The organism is Aeromonas sp. 25-248 (assembly GCF_053005425.1).
Genome location: NZ_JBRKTB010000006.1, coordinates 103,780 through 122,564 on the forward strand (window position 1 = coordinate 103,780; position 18,785 = coordinate 122,564).

Below are 18,785 nucleotides of genomic sequence, written 5' to 3' on the forward strand. Positions count from 1 at the left end.
CGTTTCTGGCAGTCCTTTCTGTGGAGCCTGAAAATATGAGTACCTATGTCATCGTCGAGGAGCCGGGCGACTGGCCCTGCCATGCCGACTATCTGCTGACCGCCCGCACCTACCTGCAACACGGTCTGCCCACCACAGGGGGGCGTCCGCGCATCATCAACCTCTGCCGCAGCCTGGAACACCTGGGGGCCGGTTATTACTGCTCCCTGCTGGCCCAGGCCCGCGGCCACCACTGCCTGCCGGGATTGCAGGCCATCAGCAGGCTGCAACCCCAGCAGCCTCCCGCCAAGCTGTGGCGCAAATTGCAGGGCTGGCTGGCCCAGCAGAGCGAAGACAGGATCCGGGTGCGCGCCATCTTCGGCCAGTGCGAACAGAGCGAGCTGGCGGGGCTCGCCCGCTATTACTACGGCCTGAGCCAGTTGCCGCTGCAGGAGCTGACCCTCAAGCGCGGTCGCCACGGCTGGTCGGTGCGCCAGCAGGAGAGCCTGTCACCGCTGGCGCTGAGCCCGAGCGAGAAGGCGCTGATGGTGCAGCACGCCCAGGCGCTGGTGGGCACGGGGGACGAGGAGCAGACGGCGCCACGCTACCAGCTCGCCATCCTGGTCGACCCCAACGACGGCCGCGCCAGCAGCGATGCCCTGGCGCTGGAGCGTTTCATCAAGGCGGCCGCGGCCCAGGGGATCCAGGCCGAGATCCTGCCTCCCTCGGCCATCGAGCGGTTGCCGGAGTTCGACACCCTCTGGCTGCGCGCCGAGACCGCGGTCGGCCACTACACCTTCGAATTTGCCCGCCGCGCCGAGCAGCTCAAGATGCCGGTCATCGACAGCTCCCGTGCCATCCTCGCCTGCAGCAACAAGCTCTATCTCTACGAGCTGATGGTGCGCAGCGGCGTGCCCATGCCCCCCACCACCGTCGTGACCCGCCGCGGCCGCCAGCATGTGGACGAACTGGTGCAGCGCCTCGGTCTGCCGCTGATGGTGAAGATCCCCGACGGCGCCCAGGGGCGCGACCTCGCCATGGCCGGCGATGACATCCAGCTCGCCCGCCTGCTGGACGAGGGGCTGGCCCGCTCCGCCCTGCTGCTGGTCCAGAGCCGGATCCCTGCCGAGTTCGACTGGCGCATCGGCTTTCTCGACGGCTCGCCGCTGTTCGCCTGCCGCCGCTACCGACCCGAACCCGGCAACCGCATCCGTCGCCGCAAACACCCCCTCGACATGAGCCGCATCGAGGCGCTGCCCCTCAGCGACGTGCCGGAGCGGGTGCTGCAAACCGCCCGCCGCGCCGTGCACCAGCTCGGCAACGGCCTGTTCGGGGTGGATCTGCGCCAGCAGGGTCAGGGCTGCGTGTTGCTGGAAATCATCGACAACCCCTGGATACGTGGCGATATTGAAGACAGGGAGGCAAAGGACCTCTACGAGCGCCTCGCCCGGGCCTTCCGCCAGCGGCTGGAGAACCGGGGGCAGAGCGCGACAGGATAACAAGCATCGCGAGCAGAGGTGGATATGATGACAATGCAGTGGTGGGACATCGCGCCCCTTGGCTGGGAGAACATCCTGGTCTGTCTGGTGTGTGGCACCCTGGTGGGGCTGGAGCGGCAGCTTCGCGGCAAGCCGGTGGGGATCCGTACCTCTTCCCTCATCGTGCTCGGCACCTACTGTTTTCTCGCTATCGGCGCCGCCGTCAGTCCTCAGGGCGCCGATCAGGCGCGGGTGCTGGGTCAGCTCATCACCGGGGTCGGCTTTCTCGGGGCCGGGGTCATGATGACCCGGGATGGTCAGGTGCTGGGGGTGACCTCCGCCGCCGCCATCTGGATGCTGGCCGCCCTCGGCGCCCTCATCGGTATGGACATGCTGCATCAGGCGCTGCTGCTCACCGTCGTCACCCTCTCCATCCTGGTGGGGGTGGACTATCTGGAAGCCAGCTTCAAGAGCCTGCGCCGCGGGGTGCACAACCGGCTGGAACACTGGCGCCACGGGGCCGAGCCCTCGGTCTCTTCCCGCCGGGACGATCTGGGCAGCGGCATCGAGAAGTAAGCCGCCACCATGAAAAAGGGCTCCATAATGGAGCCCTTTCTGTTGCCTGCCTCCCTCAGCGCACCAGCAGGAAGCGGCCGGAGAGGGGCGGCAAGTCCACCGTCACGCTGCTGCCACCGATGGCCAGGTTCTCGCCGCTCTGCAGATCCACCAGGGCGCTGCCGCTGCGCAGCTTGCCGACCGGCACGGCGTAGCTCTGAGGCGTGGTGGAGACGTTGAGCAGGTAGACTACTTGCTCGCCCGCCGTCTGCTTGATGTCGCCATAGACGCTCCCCTCGGCCACCAGCTTGACCCGCTCCCCCTGATAGAGGGCGGGGTGGGCGGCGCGCAAGGCCAGCAGGTCGCTCAGCCACTGCTTGAGCTCGGCCTGCTCGCTGCTCGGCACGAAGCCGGTGACACCGGGGACCTTGCCATCGCTGCGGGCCACGTGATCATCGCAGAGCCCCTGGGCCGCACAGTCGCCCCCCACCTGGCTGGCAAAGCCAGGCACCTCGTCGCCAAACTCCTCACCATAGTAGAAGGTAATGGGACCTGAGCGGGCGGCCATGAAGCTGAAGGCCGCCTTGTGGCGTTGCCAGTAGTCCGCCCCATTGAAGTTGCCCCGCTCCAGCAGATCGCCGAAGCGCACCAGATCGTGGTTGCCCAGCATCAGGTTGGGCATGGCGTGGTCCGGGTAGTTCTCCACCTTGTTCCAGCTGGCGTCGAGCACGCTGGCCCCCTGCCCGCCTTTGCCGGACTCTTCCACCGCCAGCGCCTGTACCAGGCCGTAGCGCAGGGGGAAGTCGAACGCCGAAGAGAGCGCCGGGTTGTCGCTCGGGCCATAGGCCTGGGCGCGGATCTCGTCGGCGCCCTTCCACACTTCCCCCACCATGTAGCCGAGGGTGCCCCACTGCTGGCCGGCGGCCTTGCGCGCCGCGCTGGCCTGGGCCACCTCGCTGCGAATGGCGCGCCAGTCATCCAGCCCCAGCTGATAAGCCTGATCGAGGCGCCAGCCGTCGATGCCGTACTGCTCGACCCAGTAACGGGCCACCTCCTTGAAGTAGGCCAGACTCTCGGGCTGGCCGTAATCCACCAGCTGGCCCGGGTAGCCTGCGCCGCCGCTCTTGAGGGCAGGCAGCCGCCCCTCTGGTGAAGGCTTGCTCACCCCCACCTTGTTGACGTGGCCGAACACCCCGTCGAGGAAGACATAGAGCCCGCGCTGGTGCGCCCCGTCCACCAGTTGCTTGAGCTGGGCGTTGCTGCCGAAGTTGGGATCCACGTTGAAGAAGTCGCAGGCGAAGTAGCCGGTGGCATCCAGCCGGTCGTCCCCGGCCTGACCGGCGCAGGAGTCAAACACCGGCGTGAGCCAGATGGCGTTGACGTTGAGGCTCTTGATGTGGTCGAGGCTGTCGATGATCCCCTGCAGATCGCCGTTGTGCCGGGAGGGGCCGTAACCGACGCCGTAGTTGGCGCTGCCGTCGCCGTCGACGAAGGACTCCACCATCACCTGGTAGGTGCGCAGGTTGCAGGCTGGCTGATCATTGCCGTAGCAGGCGCGGCTGGCCGACGCGGGGGGCGGATTGACCACCGGGGGCTGGGGGTCACTGCTGCCACCGCCTCCCCCGCTGCCGCAAGCCGTCAGTAACAGGGCGGCCCCGATGAGGCCGCCACGACGCAACGTTCCTTGTTTCATTGTTATGTTCCCGCTGTGGTGGATGGGCGCCCAAAGCGCCGCACTGGGGTCATGATATCGACCTGACCGACGCGGGTCTGTGACTGAAAACGTTACCTGACTCAACGAGTTAGCATGTCAGAATCGATGCATGTTGCGATCGGGGAAGGCGGCGCGCTCGTCGATGGGCAGGATCAGGTGGTAGACCTCGTGGGCCGCCAGGGTGAAGCCCGTGGGCCACGCCAGTTGATGGCGATCATCGATGAAGACACGGGCGAAGCGACGCTCGGTCTCCATGGCCGCAAACAGCGGCTGGCCGCGCCAGGGGGTGAGATCCAGCACGCCTGTGGTGCCGTCGGAGAGCACCACGAACAAAGACCAGCCCTGCATATATTCCACATCGATGAAGACCGGCATCCCTTCGGCTCCGATTGAGAAATTCGGCGCCATTATAGGCACGACCCTTGTCTCGATGTGCCAGCAGGATCACAGTTTTCCCAGCGTTTTATGCTCTCTTCGAACCCTGCATCCCGTCACAAAAAAATCATAAAACGTGCCAACTTTTCCATGTATACCCCATGCCCATGCAACCTTTGCCAGGCGCCACTGTCATACTCCTGCACCATAACAACAATGCGTCCGGGGACTGGGCGCAAACAGGTTTGCAGGAACAATATGACCACCATCAGACAATGGCTGGGACCGGTTTGGCCCATCGCCGTATTTTCATTGATCGCGCTCATCTCCCTGACCGTCAGCCGCCTTGGCCTGGGGCTCTGGCAACTGGAACGGGTGGATGCCGTCTCTGGCTGGCAGGAGATGCTGCTGCAAGGCATTCGCGTCGACGTTGCCACCCTCTGCTGGGTCTGGGGCGTACCCGCCGTCTTGACCCAGTTGCTGGCCGGACCCCACGCGCCGGGGCGGCTCTGGATGCAGCTTATCCGGATCTGGCTCACCCTGGGGCTCTGGCTGATGCTCTTTCTCGAGATCTCCACTCCCGCCTTCGTCACCGAATACGGGGTGCGCCCCAACCGCCTCTATGTGGAGTACCTCATCTATCCGAAGGAGGTGCTCTCCATGCTGTGGGCTGGCCGCAAGGGCGAGCTGCTGCTGGCCGTGATCTTCAGCGGCGCCGTACTCGGCGGTGGCTGGTGGCTGAGCGGCCGCCTGGTGCGTGACCTAAGCTTCCCCCGCTGGTACTGGCGCCCCGCCTTCGCCCTGCTGATCCTCGCCGTCGGCTTTCTCGGCGCCCGCTCCAGTCTCGGCCATCGCGCCCTGAACCCGGCCATGGTGGCCTTTGCCGACGATCCCCTGGTCAACGCCCTCACCGTCAACTCCGCCTACTCCCTCTTCTTTGCCATCAAGCAGATGGGGGCCGAGGAGGACGCCAGCCAGTTTTACGGCAAGATGGCTGACCATCAGGTACTCGAGATAGTCCGCGAGGAGAGCGGTCGCCCTCTCGGGGATTTCACCTCTGCCGATCTGCCGAGCCAGACCTTCAACACGGCCAGCTACCAGGGCAAGCCCAAAAACCTGGTGATCCTGCTGCAAGAGAGCCTGGGGGCCCAGTTCGTCGGCTCCCTCGGCGGCCTGCCGCTCACCCCGAACATCGATGCATTGTCGAAAGAGGGTTGGGCGTTCGAGCAGCTCTACGCCACCGGTACTCGTTCGGTACGCGGCATCGAGGCGGTGCTCACCGGCTTCACGCCGACCCCGGCCCAGGCCGTGGTCAAGCTCGGCAAGAGCCAGACCAACTTCTTCACCATCGCCGACCTGCTCAAGCAGCGAGGCTATGACACCAGCTTCATCTATGGTGGCGAGAGCCACTTCGACAACATGCGCAGCTTCTTCCTCGGCAACGGCTTCACCACCATCGTCGAGCAGAAGGACTTCAAGAACCCGGTGTTCGAGGGATCCTGGGGCGCCTCGGATGAAGATCTGATGGCCAAGGCCAACGAGACCTTCGCGGCGCTGCACAAGGAGGGCAAACCCTTCTTCAGCCTGGTGTTCAGCTCCAGCAACCACGATCCCTTCGAATTCCCCGACAACCGCATCGCCCTGTACGAGCAGCCCAAGCAGACCCGCAACAACGCCGCCAAGTACGCGGACTACGCCGTCGGCGAGTTCTTCAAGAAGGCCAGGGCATCGGACTACTGGCAGGACACCCTGTTCCTGGTCATCGCCGATCACGACAGCCGGGTCGGGGGAGCCAGCCTGGTGCCCATCCCCCGCTTCCACATCCCGGGGGTCATCCTGGGGGACGGCATAGCACCGAGAAAGGACCCTCGCATCGTCAGCCAGATCGACATGGCCCCGACCCTGCTCTCCCTCATGGGCATAAGTGCCGACTACCCCATGCTGGGCAAGGATCTCACCCGCATGCCCGCCGACTGGCCGGGGCGCGCCATCATGCAATACGACAAGAACTTCGCCCTGATGCGCGGCAAGGATGTGGTGATCCTGCAGCCCGAGCGGGCGCCGGAAGGCTTCATCTACGAGGATGCGACCGAGACGCTCACCCCGGCGCCGCAGCCGGGCGCCATGAAGGATGCCACCCTGGGGCTGGTCCTGTGGGGCAGCCTGGCCTATCAGCAGGGGCTCTACCGGACGGCGCAGGACAGCCGGCTGGCTCTCAACTGAGGAACCGCCCACAAAAAAACCGCCCTCGGGCGGTTTTTTCTTGCGGCTCGCCCCGTCAGGGGTGGGGGAAGCAGGGAAGCGAGCGGCTGAACCTGTGCTCGAACACCAGGGAGGTCTCGAGATGGACCACCTCTTCCCGGGAGGTGAAGTGATCGAAGACGAAATTGCGCAGGTGTTCGGTATCGGAGACGCACAGGTGCACCAGGAAATCATCCTTGCCACCCATATGGAACAGGCTGATCACCTCGGGCAGGGCCAGGATGGCGTCGCGAAACGCATCGATGATCTGGCGGCTGTGACGGGCCAGTTGCAGGGAGACCATGGCCTGGATGTGTCCGCCTAGGGCCTGGTAATCCACCTCGCAGTGCGCCCCCTTGAGCACGCCATCCTGCTGCAGCTTGCGCACCCGCTCCAGACAGGTGGACGGCGCCACCCCGACCAGGGCCGCCAAATCCTTGTTGGTCATGCCCGCATCGCGAAACAGATGGGCCAGGATGTCCAAGTCCAGTTGATCCAGGTTTCTCATCTTTACTCCTTGCATCGCTCGATTTTTTTAGACTCTGCCCGTAAACCGGGCCGAACACAACGCAGATTGACATCGCCTCCGGCCCCTCTATGCTGTGCCGCACCCGCGGGATGCCGATCCCGTTGATCCCGGCCACCACGAGGAACCCCATGCTCAGTGCCCATCCCTTCTGGAGCCTGGACATTCCACGGCTCGACGGCCAGCTCCTGCTCACCCCCTGCCCCGGCAGCCAGCAGGTCCCCATGGCCGACGCCCTTGCCCAGTTGCAGCTGGCCGGTGCCGGCGGGGTGCTTACCCTGATGACGGAAGAAGAGCTGGCCCTGTGCGGGCCCCTCTCTCTCGGGCAGCTGGTGCAGGCCAGAGGCATGAGCTGGTTCCATCTGCCCATTGCGGATGACGAGGCACCGGATGCCGCCTTCGAACAGGCCTGGCCCGGGGTGCAACCCCGACTGCTCGCCCTGCTGCGCGAGGGACGGCACCTTGCCATTCACTGCCACGGCGGAAGCGGGCGTACCGGGCTGGCGGCCGCCCTGGTGCTGATGACCCAGGGGCTGCCCCAGCAGGAGGCCATGACCCTCATCCGGGCCAGACGGCCACGGGCCTTCACCCTGGCCTGCCACCGTCACTGGCTCGATACCCGTGGACGGCGGCTGGCCGGGGCGGACTGAGGGCTCTATCCCTTGGGCTGCTGGTAGGTAAACACCTTGCCGATGTCTTCCACCTTGTAGCTGGTCAACTGGTAGACGTAATAGTTGAGCCAGTTGGAAAACAGCAGGTGACCGTGGCTACGCCAGGTGGCGCGCGGGGTCTGGCTCGGGTCGTTGTTCGGGTAATAGTTGACCGGAATGACGGGGGTGAGCCCGGCCGCCAGATCCCGCCGGTATTCCCCATCCAGGGTCAGGGCGTCATATTCCGGATGGCCGGTGACGAACACCTGGCGACAATCCTTGGTGGCGGCCAGATAGACACCCGCCTCTTCCGACTCGGCGAAGATCTGCAGATCGGTGTGGGCGCGGATGAGATCCCCGTCGAAGGCCGCATAACGGGAGTGGGGCGCCACGAATTCGTCATCGAAGCCACGCAGCAGCGCCTCGTGCTCGTCGAGGCGGTGGTGGCGATAGACCCCGGAGAGCTTCTCGCCGTGGGTCTGCTTTTCCATGCCGTACAAGGCTTTCAGCGCCGCCTGCACCGCCCAGCAGAGGAAGAGGGTGGAGGTGACATGCTGATGGGACCACTCGATGATCTCGACGATGCGGGGCCAATAGACCACCTCCTCGAACTCCACCAGCCCGAGCGGCGCCCCCGTGATGATCATGCCGTCGTAGTTGTTGCCTCTCACCTGCTCGAAGTCGTGATAGAAGTTCTCCAGGTGCGCCTGGGGCGTGTTTTTCGACTCCCGATCGTCGATGCGCAACAGATCCACGTCCACCTGCAAGGGCGAGTTGGAGAGCATCCGCATCAGCTGGATCTCGGTTTCTATCTTCTTGGGCATCAGATTGAGGATGAGCACCCGCAGCGGGCGGATGTTCTGGGTGACGGCCCGGGATTCCGTCATCACGAAGATGTTCTCCTGCCCCAGCACTTCGGCGGCGGGCAACTGGTCCGGGATCTTGATCGGCATGCTGACTCCCTGTACTGCATCGGTAAATATGTCTGGACATCTAGAAGCCTATAATAAAGCGCTCCCGCTGTCATCAGATACCTTTTGTATTCACCCCGCCCTTTGACTAGCATACGGCTCAGTGTGTCCCTCGTGCCCAACCCCATGACAGGAATCAAGATCTCCGTAGAACGGCTGCAAGTCGGCAATTATGTCTCCCTGCCTTTGGGATGGCGTGAGCACCCGTTTCTGTTCTCCAGCTTCAAGCTCAAGAGCGAGGAGGAGATCGAGCTCATTCGTCGCCTTGGCCTCAAGCTGGTGACCATCATTCCCGACAAGAGCGACACGCCGCCCAAGCCCCTCGGACAGACCCAGTCCCAGGCAGATGAGGTTGAGGGAGAGGGTCTTGTCGCCCGCCAGGAGGAGATGCAGCAGGAGAAACTGCGGCGCATCGAGCAGTTGCAGCGCTATCGCCGCGACCTGCAGCAGTGCGAGAAACAGTTCCGCCAATCCCTGGCCCAGGTGCGCAACCTCATGGGCAAGATCCAGTCCCGCCCCCTCAACGCCATCAGCGAGGCCCAGGAGCTGATCAACGCCATGACGGAGCAGCTCCTCTCGGTGGACGAGATGGTGCTGCACCTGGTCTCAGACAGCGATGATGGCAACAGCCTGCAGTTTCACTCCCTCAACGTCAGCGTGCTCAGCATGCTGCTCGCCCGGGAGTGCAAGTTGCCGGCCGAGGCAATCCGTCAGGTCGGCATGGGGGCCCTGTTCCACGACATCGGCAAGCTGAGGATCCCGAGCCAGATCCTGCGCAAGACGGAGCCGCTGACCAAGCCGGAGCAGAACCTGATGGCCCAGCATCCCCGCTACGGCCTGGAACTGCTGGGGCTGGTCAGCGATTTTCCGGAAGCGGCCAAGCAGATAGTGCAGAACCACCACGAGTACCTGGACGGCACCGGCCCCCAGGGGCTCAAGGGGGATCAGCTCGATCCCCTCACCCAGATCGTCTCCCTCATCAACGAGTACGACAACCTCTGCCACCTGGAGGCCAAGGTGCCCTACGCGGCTCTCGGCAGCCTCTACAAGCAGCGCAAGTCCCAGTTCAACGCCGATCACCTCGGCATGCTGATCCGGTTGATGGGGGTCTACCCCCCGGGCAGCGTGGTGCAGCTCTCCAACGGCCAGGTGGGGCTGGTGATGTCGGTCAACGCCTCCCGCCTGCTCTACCCCGCCGTGCTGGTATACGACCCCCGCATTCCGCGCCAGGAGGCGGCCATCATCGACCTCGACGCGGCCGGGCTGACCATCGCCAAGGTGATCCAGCCCAAACGCCTGCCCCCGGCGGTGTTCGAATACCTCAATCCCCGCACCCGGATCAGCTACTACTTCGAACACGGCAAGCCCTGAGAGGGCTGGCCCCACCCAAGGAGTCCCCATGCGCATCGAGATCATCAGCACAGGCGACGAGATAGTGACCGGCCTGGTGGTGGACACCAATGCCGCCTGGCTCAGCGCCCTCTTGCTGGAGCAGGGCTGGCAGGTGCGCCGCCGCGCCACCGTGGGGGACAACCTCGCGGATCTGACAGCTGTGCTGCAGGAGAGCGCCAACCGCGCCGAGGTGGTACTGGTGTGCGGGGGGCTCGGCCCCACGGCGGACGACCTCACCGCCCAGGCCGCGGCCGAGGCGTTTGACCAGCCCCTGACCCTGTTCCCGGACTGGCTCGCCACCATGGCCGAACGCTATGCCAGCCGGGGCCGCACCATGGCCCGGAGCAACACCAAGCAGGCCTGGCTGCCCCGGGACTGCGAGATCCTCGACAACCCGGTGGGCACCGCCTGCGGCTTTGTGGTCCGCCACCCGGCCAGCCACGGCCAGAGCCGGCTTTTCTTCACCCCGGGCGTGCCGTTCGAGTTCAAGCAGATGGTGCGCGAACAGATCATGCCCCGCCTCAAGGCGCTGGCCGGGGAAGAGACGGACACCGAGCTGCGCCGTTTCTACACCTTCGGCGTCTCGGAGTCCGCCCTCAGCGACATGCTGGATGCGGCCCCCTGGCCTGCCGGCATCGAGCTGGGCTACCGCTCCTCCATGCCTCTCATCGAGCTCAAGCTCATCGGCCACGGTGCCAGCACCGCCGACATGGACGCCGCCGAGGCGAGGCTGCTTGCGGCCATCGCCCCCTGGCTGGTAGGGCGTGGCAACGAGGCGCCTGCCAGCCAGATCCTGGCCCTGCTGGGGGAGCGGTCGCTGCACCTGCAAGAAGGGGAGAGCCGGGGCGCCCTGCTGGCCATGTGTCACGGGCACCCGGCCCTGACCGCCGGCTTCAGCCACACCCTGAGCGACGATCTGACTCAACTGGCGGTGCCCGCCGCCCCCCTGAGCCTCACCATAGGCCGTGCCGGGCCGGACGGCGTGCCGCTGCTGCTCTGCGCCGACGGGCAACTGCACGGCCAGACGCTCAGGGTCAGCCACCCGGATCCCGCGAGCGGTCGCCGGATCCTCGCCTTCGCCGCCCTCGACATGCTGCGCCGCCACCTGCTGGGGCTGCCGGTGCTCGCCGACTACCTCACCCTGACCCGAACGGCCAGGGGCCAGGAGGGCGCCCGGGGCTAGAAGTGAGCCAAGCCTGCACCGCCATGGACCCAGTACCCGGCGAGCGCCAGGGTCAGCAGGCAGAAGGCCCTCTCGTAGCCCCCGCCGCTCTTGAGGGGCAGGCCGGGCAGGCGAAAGCGCCGACGCCAGGGCCAGAGCAGGGGAATGCCCATGGGGGTGAGCCAGTCCCCCAGCAGATGGCTGAGATAGCCCACGATGAGGGCATCCTTCACCGCCCCCGACAGCAACCAGGGGGCTTCCACCTGGGCCAGCCCCCAGACCCCCATCCCCACCGCCAGCAGGCTGTGGGTGAAGCCACGATGGCCGAACAGCCGGGAGAGCGGCCCCGAGATCCAGGGCAGTTGCCGCCCGAGCAGGGAACGGGGGTGATCGAGATCCGGCAGCAGGGCGCTCGCCAGGGCCATGGGGACGATGTGCCACAGGCTGGCATCGGCCAGGGCCGGAGTCAGCCCGACCTTGTGGGCAAGCAGGACGCAGGTGACGGAAAACAGCAGGTGGCCTTGGGCGGTCATGGGGCTCGTTCGGTTGGACAGAAAAAGGGGCTGATCGATGGCGACCAGGGTCCTCGCCCTGGGGCGGCGGCAGATTAAAATCCTTCTCTTCCTGCCTGGCAAGGTGATTTGCGTCGCCTCCTTGAACGTGATGGACACTCTGGATAGCGAAAGCATAAAACATCAGCATATTGCGCTAAAAAACCGCAATGGAGCCCATGGCATGGCCGGCTCCGCCCCTCTCCCGTCAGCCGATATTTCCTCAACCCGGCTCACCCATTTGCATTCAGATCGTTGACCCGGAAGGAAAAATACCCGAATACTGCGCGTTGGATCCGCCCCGGCGGCATCGGATGCCGGCAAGGAGAGGCCCCGACATGGGGCAAACCGGACAGGGACAACGAAGGAGGGCCCGGTGTTAAGCAAAGCGTGGTTTCAGCTGTCGGCCGACATGAGCTATGTCTGTCTGCGCATCACCCCGGGCCTCACCGAGCCCATCCAGGAAAGCGACGTCCTGGCCCTGCTGCGACTCTCCAACTGTCGGCGCTACGAACCCCTCGGCGAGGGGATCCGCGAAGCCGTCACCCTGCTCAACGCCCTCATCGCAGAGCCGGATGCCCCCGCGCATCCACCAGTCCCCATTGCCCGGCGCCAGGATGCCAGGCTGCTCATCCAGGTGGACAAGGACCAGATGAGCGCCAGGGCGCAGATCACCGCGGACTGGGGTGGCCAGCCCCTGACCCTGGCCCGGTTGCAGGAGGCCCTGGCGGCCAGCACGGTCAAGCAGGGGGTGAGCGAGCGACTCCTTGCCGCCGCCATCCAGGCAGCGGGTGAGGCGGCCCCCGGTGCCCAGCTCAATCCCGTCATCGCCCTCGGCAAGGCCGCCAGGCACGGCCTGGATACCCGCCTGGAGCGGCTGGTGGAGACCGCAGCCGAGCGGATCCTCAAACCCCAGGAGCGGGATCACGGCAAGGTGGACATGCGCGACCTCGGCACCCTGCTCACCGTCAAGGCGGGGGCGTTGCTGATGCGCAGGCACCCCGCCACCCAGGGCATCGACGGCTTCACCGTGACGGGCCAGACCCTGACCGCCCGCCACGGCAAGGAGAGCGCCATGACGCCGGGTGACGGCACCTGCCTCTCCCCCGAGGATCCGGACCTGCTGCTGGCGACACGCCCGGGACTCCCCTGTCAGGAGCGTGCCGGGATGCGGGTCGACGAGGTACTCAACGTCAAGCAGGTCGACATCCGCCACGGCCACGTCGAGTTCGAGGGATCCCTGCTGGTCACCGGGGACGTCATGCCCGGCATGCGCGTCAAGACCAGCGGGGACGTGGTGATCGGCGGCTTCGTCGAGGGCGGCTACATCGAATCCGGCGGCACCATCACGGTGCGCAACGGCATCATAGGGCGCAAGCTGGCGGACGACGAATACCTCTGCCACCTCAACGCCGGGGGGGAGATCCACGCCAGCTATGCCCAGTACGCCAGGTTGGAGGCCGATGGCGACATCCATATCCTGAGCCAGCTCAGCCACTGCTATTGCCGCAGCGGCCAGGATCTCAAGGTGGGGGACAGCGCCATGCGCAAGGGGCACCTCATCGGCGGCATCAACATCGCCAACCGGCTCATCATGGCACCGGTGCTCGGAGCCTCGGCGGCCAATCGGACCCGGTTGCAGATCCTCGGTGGCTATTTCAGCCAGAAGGAGCAGGAGCTGGCGCTGCGCCAGCGCAAACAGACCTGCGCCGAGCAGATAGACAAGCTGCAGGATCTCATCCTGCGGCTGCTGCAACTGCCTCGTGACAAGCGCAATCCCGAGACCCTGCAGAAGATCAAGGCGCTGCGCACCCGCCAGTTCGACGAGAGCAAGAGCCTGGACGAGCAGCTCGCCGAGGCGCAGCGGGAGCTGCAAGCGCTCATGGCCAACATGGACATCATCGCCACCCAGCGCCTCTTCCCCGGCGTCGAGGTGGAGATGGCCCACCACCACAACAGGGTCGACATCGAGCACGGCCCCATCCACTTCGCCATCCGGGAAGATCAGCTGCAACTGACCCCCTACCAGGGACAGCGCTGAGGGGCAACGTGCCCCCGCGTCGGCAGGCGGCGTGATCCCGGCGGCGATTTTCGCTACACTCGGCCTCCCCATGGCCCCATCGGGCGGGCCGGCCAGACTCAGGTAGTGAGAAGATGTACAAGCTGATCGCATTGGATATGGATGGCACCCTGCTGACCCCAGAGGGCCGAATCTCCCCCCGCACCCAGGCCGCCATCGCGGCAGCCCGCGCCAGGGGCGTGACCGTGGTGCTGGCCTCCGGCCGCCCGCTGGAAGGCATGACCGCCGCCCTGACCGAGCTGGGCCTCACCGGCCAGGATGACTACGTCATCTGCTACAACGGCGCCCTGGTGCAGCAGGTGTCCGAGCAACGCATCATCCGCAGCCAGTTGCTGACCGGCAGCGATGCCCGTGCCATCGCCCACCTGGCCTGTGAGCTGGGGGTGAACATCCACGGCTTCTCCGTCCGCCAGGGGCTCATCAGCCCCAGGATCAGCCCCTATACCGAGCACGAATCCCGCCTCATCGGTCAACCCATCAACCTGGTGGACTTCGCCACCCTGCCCGACGACGAGCAGATCATGAAGGTGATGATGATTGACCCAGAGCCCCTGCTCTCCCGTGCCATCGCCCAGCTGCCCGCCGAACTCCACGAGCGCTATACCGTGGTGCGCAGCGCCCCCTACTTCCTCGAGTTCATGAACAAGCGCAGCAACAAGGGCACCGGCGTCGCCGCCCTGGCCGAGCACCTGGGGCTGGATGCCTCCCAGGTGATCGCGGTGGGGGATGCGGGCAACGATCACCACATGATCGCCTACGCCGGACTCGGGGTCGCCATGGGCAACGCCACCGACGAGATCAAGGCGCTGGCACAGCACACCACGGGGCGCAACGATGAAGACGGGGTCGCCCAGGTGATCGAACGTTTCATCCTGAACGCCTGAGTCGACAAGGGGCCCTGTGGGCCCCTTCTGCTATCCGGCCGCCCGGCCAGATGTTTAATATATCCACCATCAAATCTCTCGCCGCACCAGGCATTCCCCCTCAAGCCCCTTTAAATGGGACTCACAGCCGTATCCCGACATCAACGGTTAACATAATTGCATCATTTTGTTTGACATATTGAACGGCCTTGGCAGACTGGAGGCAGGATCCAGGCTGTCGTTGCCAAGGCTGACCGACGATTCTGGCACGCTGGCGCGACCCTGATCCCACGACCATGCCTTGAGGCATGCCCTTGCGAGCAGAGGCGGCAAGGGCCTTCCCAAGGCGCAGGATGAGACCGCCAAGGATAGCCAAGGTGACCTATGCCCAACCCCAGTGCCCATAACAAACCCGTCGTGCTGATGACCATGGGGGCCCAGGCCCGCAGTGGCCACGCCTACCAGGTCATGACCCACAAATACATCAAGCCTCTGGTGGAGATCAGCGGCTGCGTGCCGCTGCTGGTGCCCACCTGCTGTGGCACCGAGGATCTGGAGCAGTATCTGGACCTCGCCGACGGGGTCTATCTGAGCGGTGCCGGATCCAACATCGATCCTGCCCTCTATGGCCAGGAGAACCTCACCCCGGAGAAGCCCCAGGACAGGGACAGGGATCTGTTCGATATTCCCCTGGTGCGCGCCGCCCTCGACCGTGGCCTGCCGATCCTCGGGATCTGCCGCGGCATGCAGGAGATCAACGTGGCTCTGGGAGGCGACATTCACCAGAAGGTCTATTGCGAGCCGGGTTATGACGATCATCGGGAGGATGCAGATGACCCGGTGGACGAGCAGTATGGCGAGAGCCATCAGGTCGAGCTGGTGCCCGGTACCTGGCTGGCCGAGCTGATGGGGCAGCCGTCGATTCCGGTCAACTCCCTCCATGGGCAGGGGATCAAGACGCTGGCCAAGGGGCTGGCCCCCCTGGCCCATGCCGAAGACGGGCTGATCGAGGCGATCCACGCACCCGCTCTCTCCCCCTTCCTGCTGGCGGTGCAGTGGCACCCGGAGTGGAAGGCCAGCGAGAACCCCCACTCCATCAAGCTCTTCACCGCCTTTGGCGACGCCTGCCGCCGGTTCAGGCAGCAGGTCGGCTAGTCGCCGACCCCTTGCCCTTGAGCCTGGACAGGGCCCCGTACATCGGGGGCTGCCCGGAGGCATCCGACGTGGCGGTCCTGTGAACCTCCACGCCATCAAGCTGTCCACTGCCTTCGGCGACGCCTGCCGCCCGCTCAGGCAGCAGACGGGCTAGTCGCCAAATCCCTTGCCCTTGAGCTTGGGCAGGGCCCCGCGATCAGGGCGCAGGGTTCGGCAGACATCCAGCCCCTTGAGGCCCCGCTGGATATGGTCCGGGGCCTGCCCGAGCACCATGCCGTTGCCGCGATAGAGACGGGCATCCTCCAGCTCGAACAGCTCGCCGCCGATGAGCAGTTGCTCCCGGCCATTCACCACCTTGCCCCGTTTCAGGGGCAGGGTCATGTCCACCTGGATCTCGCCGGTGGCACACCCCTCGCGCCAGCGCGCCTCGTCGGAAAACGGGGAGATGGCGATCTCCCGCCAGGATCCGTCCCTGAACTCCATCCGGTAACGGTCTTGCACCAGATCGCATCCCGCCAGCATCATGGGGATCGCCAGCCAGATGACACCCTTCATTCCCTTCACGCCCTTGCTCCCTTGTTGTTATTGCCAGATATAGATCACGGAATCTGTCCCTCACCCCCAGCTCAGAGCAGCAGGGTGGCCAGATCCTGCAGCTGCCCCAGCTCCACATCCGGCAGCAGCGACAACGACTGCCAGGACTGACCGCTCTCGTTGAGCCAGGCGGCCCGAAAGCCGTGCAGCCTGGCCCCCAGTACGTCGGTCACCGGGTGATCCCCCACATGAAGGATGCGGCCGGGGGTCAGCCCCAGGGCCTCTTGCACCTGCACGAACATGTCGGGAGCCGGTTTCATTCTGGCTCCCGCTCCCGCCTTGCAGACCAAGGTGAAGTAGCCAGCCAGGCCCGCCTGCTCCAGATCCAGGTTGCCGTTGGTGATCACCGCCAGCGGGTAGCGCGCCGCCAGACGAGCCAGCAGGGCGTGAGTCGCCTCGCTCACCTCTATCTTCGAGCGCTCGGCCATGAAGCCGGTGAACACCGCCCGGGCCTGCTGCTCCGCCAGCCCGGGCTCCATGCCCCCCTGCACCAGGGCCTCGCGAATGCCCCGCTGGCGCGCCAGGCTGACGTCGTGGCTCAGCGCCGGGTGGTCCAGCAGCAACTGGCGCTTGAGCGCGAGCCAGCGCGGCTTGTCCAGCATGGCGGTAGCCAGGTATTCGCTGCGCAGGTGGTCCAGCATCCACTGTTCCGCCCGCGTGATGGCGGGGCCGTTGTCATAGAGGGTGTCGTCCAGATCGAACGAGATGGCGGCCACCGGCTGCCAGCGACGGTAAAACTGCATGGCTGTTCCTCTTTACTCCTCATCCTCTGGCGTTGCGAGCTCCCGTCTGACCCGGGCGACGTGGAGATTGTCATCCCCGCAGATCGCACACCACATCACTCATCCTCCGGCGTTTCCGGATCCCGCTTCGCTCGCGGGTGGGCACTGTCATATACCTTGGCCAGATGCTGGAAGTCGAGGTGGGTATAGATCTGGGTGGTGGAGAGATCCGCATGCCCCAGCAGCTCCTGCACCGCCCGCAGATCGCCGGAGGATTCCAGCATGTGGGTGGCGAAGCTGTGGCGCAGCTTGTGGGGGTGCACGTGGGCATTGAGCGCCTGCTTGTTGCCCCAGCCGTCGAGCCGCTCCTGTACCGAGCGGGCCGAGAGCCGCTGCCTGCGCTTGGAGACGAACAATGCCTCCCCCTCGTCACCGGCCAGCAGGGGGCGTACCTTGAGCCACTTGTGCAACCACTCCACCGCCATCCGCCCGATGGGCAGCACCCGCTCCCGCGAGCCCTTGCCGATCACCCTGAGCTGGCGCTCCTCGAGCTTCACGTCCGCGAGGTTGAGCCCCACCAGCTCGGCAAGGCGCAGGCCGGAGGAGTACATCAGCTCCATGATGGCGCGATCCCGCACCGCCAGTGGATCCTGCTCGTCGGTGATGTTGAGCAGCTGGTACATCTCGTCCACGTCCAGGTTCTTGGGCAGGGGCCGCCCCTGCTTGGGGGTGACGATGCCCCGCGCCGGGTTGGCGGTGAGCCGCCCCTGGCGCACCTGCCAGTCGCAGAAGCTGCGCAGGGCCGACACCTTGGTGGCAAGGGAACGGGGCGCCAGCCCCCCCTTGTGCATCCGGGTCACCAGACTGCGCACCTGGCTCGCCTCGAGCCGGGCCCAGTCGTCGACCCCGAGCTTCATCAGCTCGGCGGTCATCGCTTCTAAGTGGGCCTGATAGTTGCTGCGGGTGTGGGGGCTGAGCTGGCGCTCGACCCGCAGGTATTCGATAAAGGCGTCCAGCTCCCCCGCCAGTGCGACCGGCAGGGGGTCGGCGGCAGGGGGCGTCTTGGCAGGGGATCGGGTCGTTGCCTTAGCCACGGGCCAGCTCGGGCAGGCGCAGCTGCAGCAGACGCCCCAGCTGACCCAGCAGCAGGGTGTCGTTGTGGGGGGTGAAGTGGCTGGGATCCGAGCTCGCGAAGGCCAGCACGCCGAGCTCCCCGAGCCGCATCAGGGCCACCGAGTTGACCAGCACATCATTGCCAAACAGCGCCTGCTTCTCGCTCTGGTTGAGGCGACCGAAATAGTAGTCCGTGCCGGGCAGGCGCAGGCCCAGCAGTTGTTCGAGCTGTTTGCCCTGCGCCAGGAAACGCTGCTCGGGGCCGCTCAGCTGGAAATGCCTGGGATTGAGCCAGAGCCGCAGGCCGGTGAGTCGCAGCCGCTGGACGAAGGCCTTGCCCATCACGGCGCTCAGCTCGAACAGGGTCTGGCAGCCGTAGATCTCCCCGTAGAGATCCGCATAGACCCGGAAGATCCGCTCGTTCTCGCTGGCGACCCCCATCAGTTCGGTGATCTCCTGCTCCAGCTGCTCGATGCGCTCCCGCTGACGGTCCAGCTGGCGCTCCACCAGGGAGATGGTGCCCTTTTGCCCATGGGGAATGCGGATCTTGTCCAGCATGGCCCCGTGACGCAGGAAAAACTCGGGATAACGGGCCAGGTACTCCAGCACTGTGGCTTCATCCACCAGTGATTCCTGCCGTTTGAGTTCGCTCATAACTTGGTTG

Annotated in this window: 19 protein-coding genes; 10 read left to right on the forward strand and 9 right to left on the reverse strand. The window is 65.5% G+C overall.

The window, feature by feature from the left end:
• Window positions 1-35 precede the first annotated feature (35 nt).
• Together ACVDHI_RS10975 and ACVDHI_RS10980 are read left to right on the forward strand one after the other, a co-directional pair.
• A complete protein-coding gene (locus ACVDHI_RS10975) occupies window positions 36-1,478 on the forward strand; it encodes a RimK family protein (RefSeq protein ID WP_043154036.1) in 1,443 nt (480 codons plus the stop codon).
• Window positions 1,479-1,502: 24 nt separating this feature from the next.
• Entirely contained in the window at window positions 1,503-2,033 is a 531-nt protein-coding gene (locus tag ACVDHI_RS10980) for an MgtC/SapB family protein (RefSeq protein ID WP_039039793.1), read from the forward strand.
• 55 nt (window positions 2,034-2,088) lie between these two features.
• Here the strand turns inward: ACVDHI_RS10980 and ACVDHI_RS10985 are convergent, their stop codons facing one another.
• Together ACVDHI_RS10985 and ACVDHI_RS10990 are read right to left on the reverse strand one after the other, a co-directional pair.
• Window positions 2,089-3,705 (reverse strand): alpha-amylase family glycosyl hydrolase, encoded by a 1,617-nt coding sequence (locus tag ACVDHI_RS10985; protein ID WP_447212079.1) that lies wholly within the window; start codon window positions 3,703-3,705, stop codon window positions 2,089-2,091.
• Between the two features lie 117 nt (window positions 3,706-3,822).
• Window positions 3,823-4,101, reverse strand: a complete 279-nt coding sequence (locus ACVDHI_RS10990) for a DUF2442 domain-containing protein (protein WP_041214353.1) — start codon at window positions 4,099-4,101, stop codon at window positions 3,823-3,825.
• A gap of 258 nt (window positions 4,102-4,359) precedes the next feature.
• On the opposite strand from ACVDHI_RS10990, the gene ACVDHI_RS10995 reads away from it, so the two are divergent.
• Window positions 4,360-6,324, forward strand: coding sequence for an LTA synthase family protein (locus ACVDHI_RS10995; RefSeq protein ID WP_447212080.1), 1,965 nt, complete (start codon window positions 4,360-4,362; stop codon window positions 6,322-6,324).
• A 55-nt stretch (window positions 6,325-6,379) separates the two neighbouring features.
• Here ACVDHI_RS10995 and ACVDHI_RS11000 read toward each other — a convergent pair whose 3' ends face one another.
• Window positions 6,380-6,850 (reverse strand): Lrp/AsnC family transcriptional regulator, encoded by a 471-nt coding sequence (locus ACVDHI_RS11000; RefSeq protein WP_010672715.1) that lies wholly within the window; start codon window positions 6,848-6,850, stop codon window positions 6,380-6,382.
• A gap of 149 nt (window positions 6,851-6,999) precedes the next feature.
• On the opposite strand from ACVDHI_RS11000, the gene ACVDHI_RS11005 reads away from it, so the two are divergent.
• Window positions 7,000-7,518, forward strand: a complete 519-nt coding sequence (locus ACVDHI_RS11005; RefSeq protein WP_447212081.1) for a phosphatase domain-containing protein — start codon at window positions 7,000-7,002, stop codon at window positions 7,516-7,518.
• A 5-nt stretch (window positions 7,519-7,523) separates the two neighbouring features.
• On the opposite strand, the gene metA is transcribed toward ACVDHI_RS11005, so the two are convergent.
• On the reverse strand, window positions 7,524-8,471 hold the full coding sequence (gene metA, locus ACVDHI_RS11010) for a homoserine O-acetyltransferase MetA (RefSeq protein WP_010672713.1): 948 nt from the start codon (window positions 8,469-8,471) through the stop codon (window positions 7,524-7,526).
• Between the two features lie 144 nt (window positions 8,472-8,615).
• Here metA and ACVDHI_RS11015 point away from each other — a divergent pair, with 144 nt between their 5' ends.
• Window positions 8,616-9,860: an HD-GYP domain-containing protein gene (locus ACVDHI_RS11015; RefSeq protein ID WP_041212363.1), complete on the forward strand. Its 1,245-nt coding sequence runs from the start codon at window positions 8,616-8,618 to the stop codon at window positions 9,858-9,860.
• 28 nt (window positions 9,861-9,888) lie between these two features.
• Window positions 9,889-11,064, forward strand: a complete 1,176-nt coding sequence (locus ACVDHI_RS11020) for a competence/damage-inducible protein A (protein WP_447212082.1) — start codon at window positions 9,889-9,891, stop codon at window positions 11,062-11,064.
• Here the strand turns inward: ACVDHI_RS11020 and ACVDHI_RS11025 are convergent.
• Window positions 11,061-11,576, reverse strand: a complete 516-nt coding sequence (locus tag ACVDHI_RS11025) for a metal-dependent hydrolase (RefSeq protein WP_041214350.1) — start codon at window positions 11,574-11,576, stop codon at window positions 11,061-11,063. The genes ACVDHI_RS11020 and ACVDHI_RS11025 overlap by 4 nt on opposite strands.
• A gap of 37 nt (window positions 11,577-11,613) precedes the next feature.
• Between ACVDHI_RS11025 and ACVDHI_RS11030 the strand changes: the two genes are divergently transcribed.
• The 4 genes from ACVDHI_RS11030 (at window position 11,614) to ACVDHI_RS11045 (ending at window position 15,692) form a co-directional block, all read left to right on the forward strand.
• Window positions 11,614-11,853: a hypothetical protein gene (locus ACVDHI_RS11030; RefSeq protein WP_134997497.1), complete on the forward strand. Its 240-nt coding sequence runs from the start codon at window positions 11,614-11,616 to the stop codon at window positions 11,851-11,853.
• Window positions 11,854-11,970: 117 nt separating this feature from the next.
• Window positions 11,971-13,635: a DUF342 domain-containing protein gene (locus tag ACVDHI_RS11035; protein WP_042864529.1), complete on the forward strand. Its 1,665-nt coding sequence runs from the start codon at window positions 11,971-11,973 to the stop codon at window positions 13,633-13,635.
• Window positions 13,636-13,748: 113 nt separating this feature from the next.
• The gene (gene yidA, locus ACVDHI_RS11040; RefSeq protein ID WP_041214347.1) at window positions 13,749-14,558 is read left to right on the forward strand and encodes a sugar-phosphatase; all 810 of its coding nucleotides are present in this window, start codon (window positions 13,749-13,751) and stop codon (window positions 14,556-14,558) included.
• Between the two features lie 363 nt (window positions 14,559-14,921).
• Window positions 14,922-15,692: a gamma-glutamyl-gamma-aminobutyrate hydrolase family protein gene (locus tag ACVDHI_RS11045; protein ID WP_039039802.1), complete on the forward strand. Its 771-nt coding sequence runs from the start codon at window positions 14,922-14,924 to the stop codon at window positions 15,690-15,692.
• Window positions 15,693-15,842: 150 nt separating this feature from the next.
• Here the strand turns inward: ACVDHI_RS11045 and ACVDHI_RS11050 are convergent, their stop codons facing one another.
• From ACVDHI_RS11050 to ACVDHI_RS11065, 4 genes are all read right to left on the reverse strand, one after another.
• Window positions 15,843-16,247, reverse strand: coding sequence for a hypothetical protein (locus tag ACVDHI_RS11050; RefSeq protein WP_103858871.1), 405 nt, complete (start codon window positions 16,245-16,247; stop codon window positions 15,843-15,845).
• A 71-nt stretch (window positions 16,248-16,318) separates the two neighbouring features.
• On the reverse strand, window positions 16,319-17,029 hold the full coding sequence (locus ACVDHI_RS11055; protein WP_447212083.1) for an HAD-IA family hydrolase: 711 nt from the start codon (window positions 17,027-17,029) through the stop codon (window positions 16,319-16,321).
• 95 nt (window positions 17,030-17,124) lie between these two features.
• On the reverse strand, window positions 17,125-18,102 hold the full coding sequence (gene xerC / locus ACVDHI_RS11060) for a tyrosine recombinase XerC (protein ID WP_324032167.1): 978 nt from the start codon (window positions 18,100-18,102) through the stop codon (window positions 17,125-17,127).
• Window positions 18,095-18,775, reverse strand: coding sequence for a DUF484 family protein (locus ACVDHI_RS11065; protein WP_447212084.1), 681 nt, complete (start codon window positions 18,773-18,775; stop codon window positions 18,095-18,097). Before ACVDHI_RS11065 ends, xerC begins: the two co-directional genes overlap by 8 nt.
• Window positions 18,776-18,785: the final 10 nt, after the last annotated feature.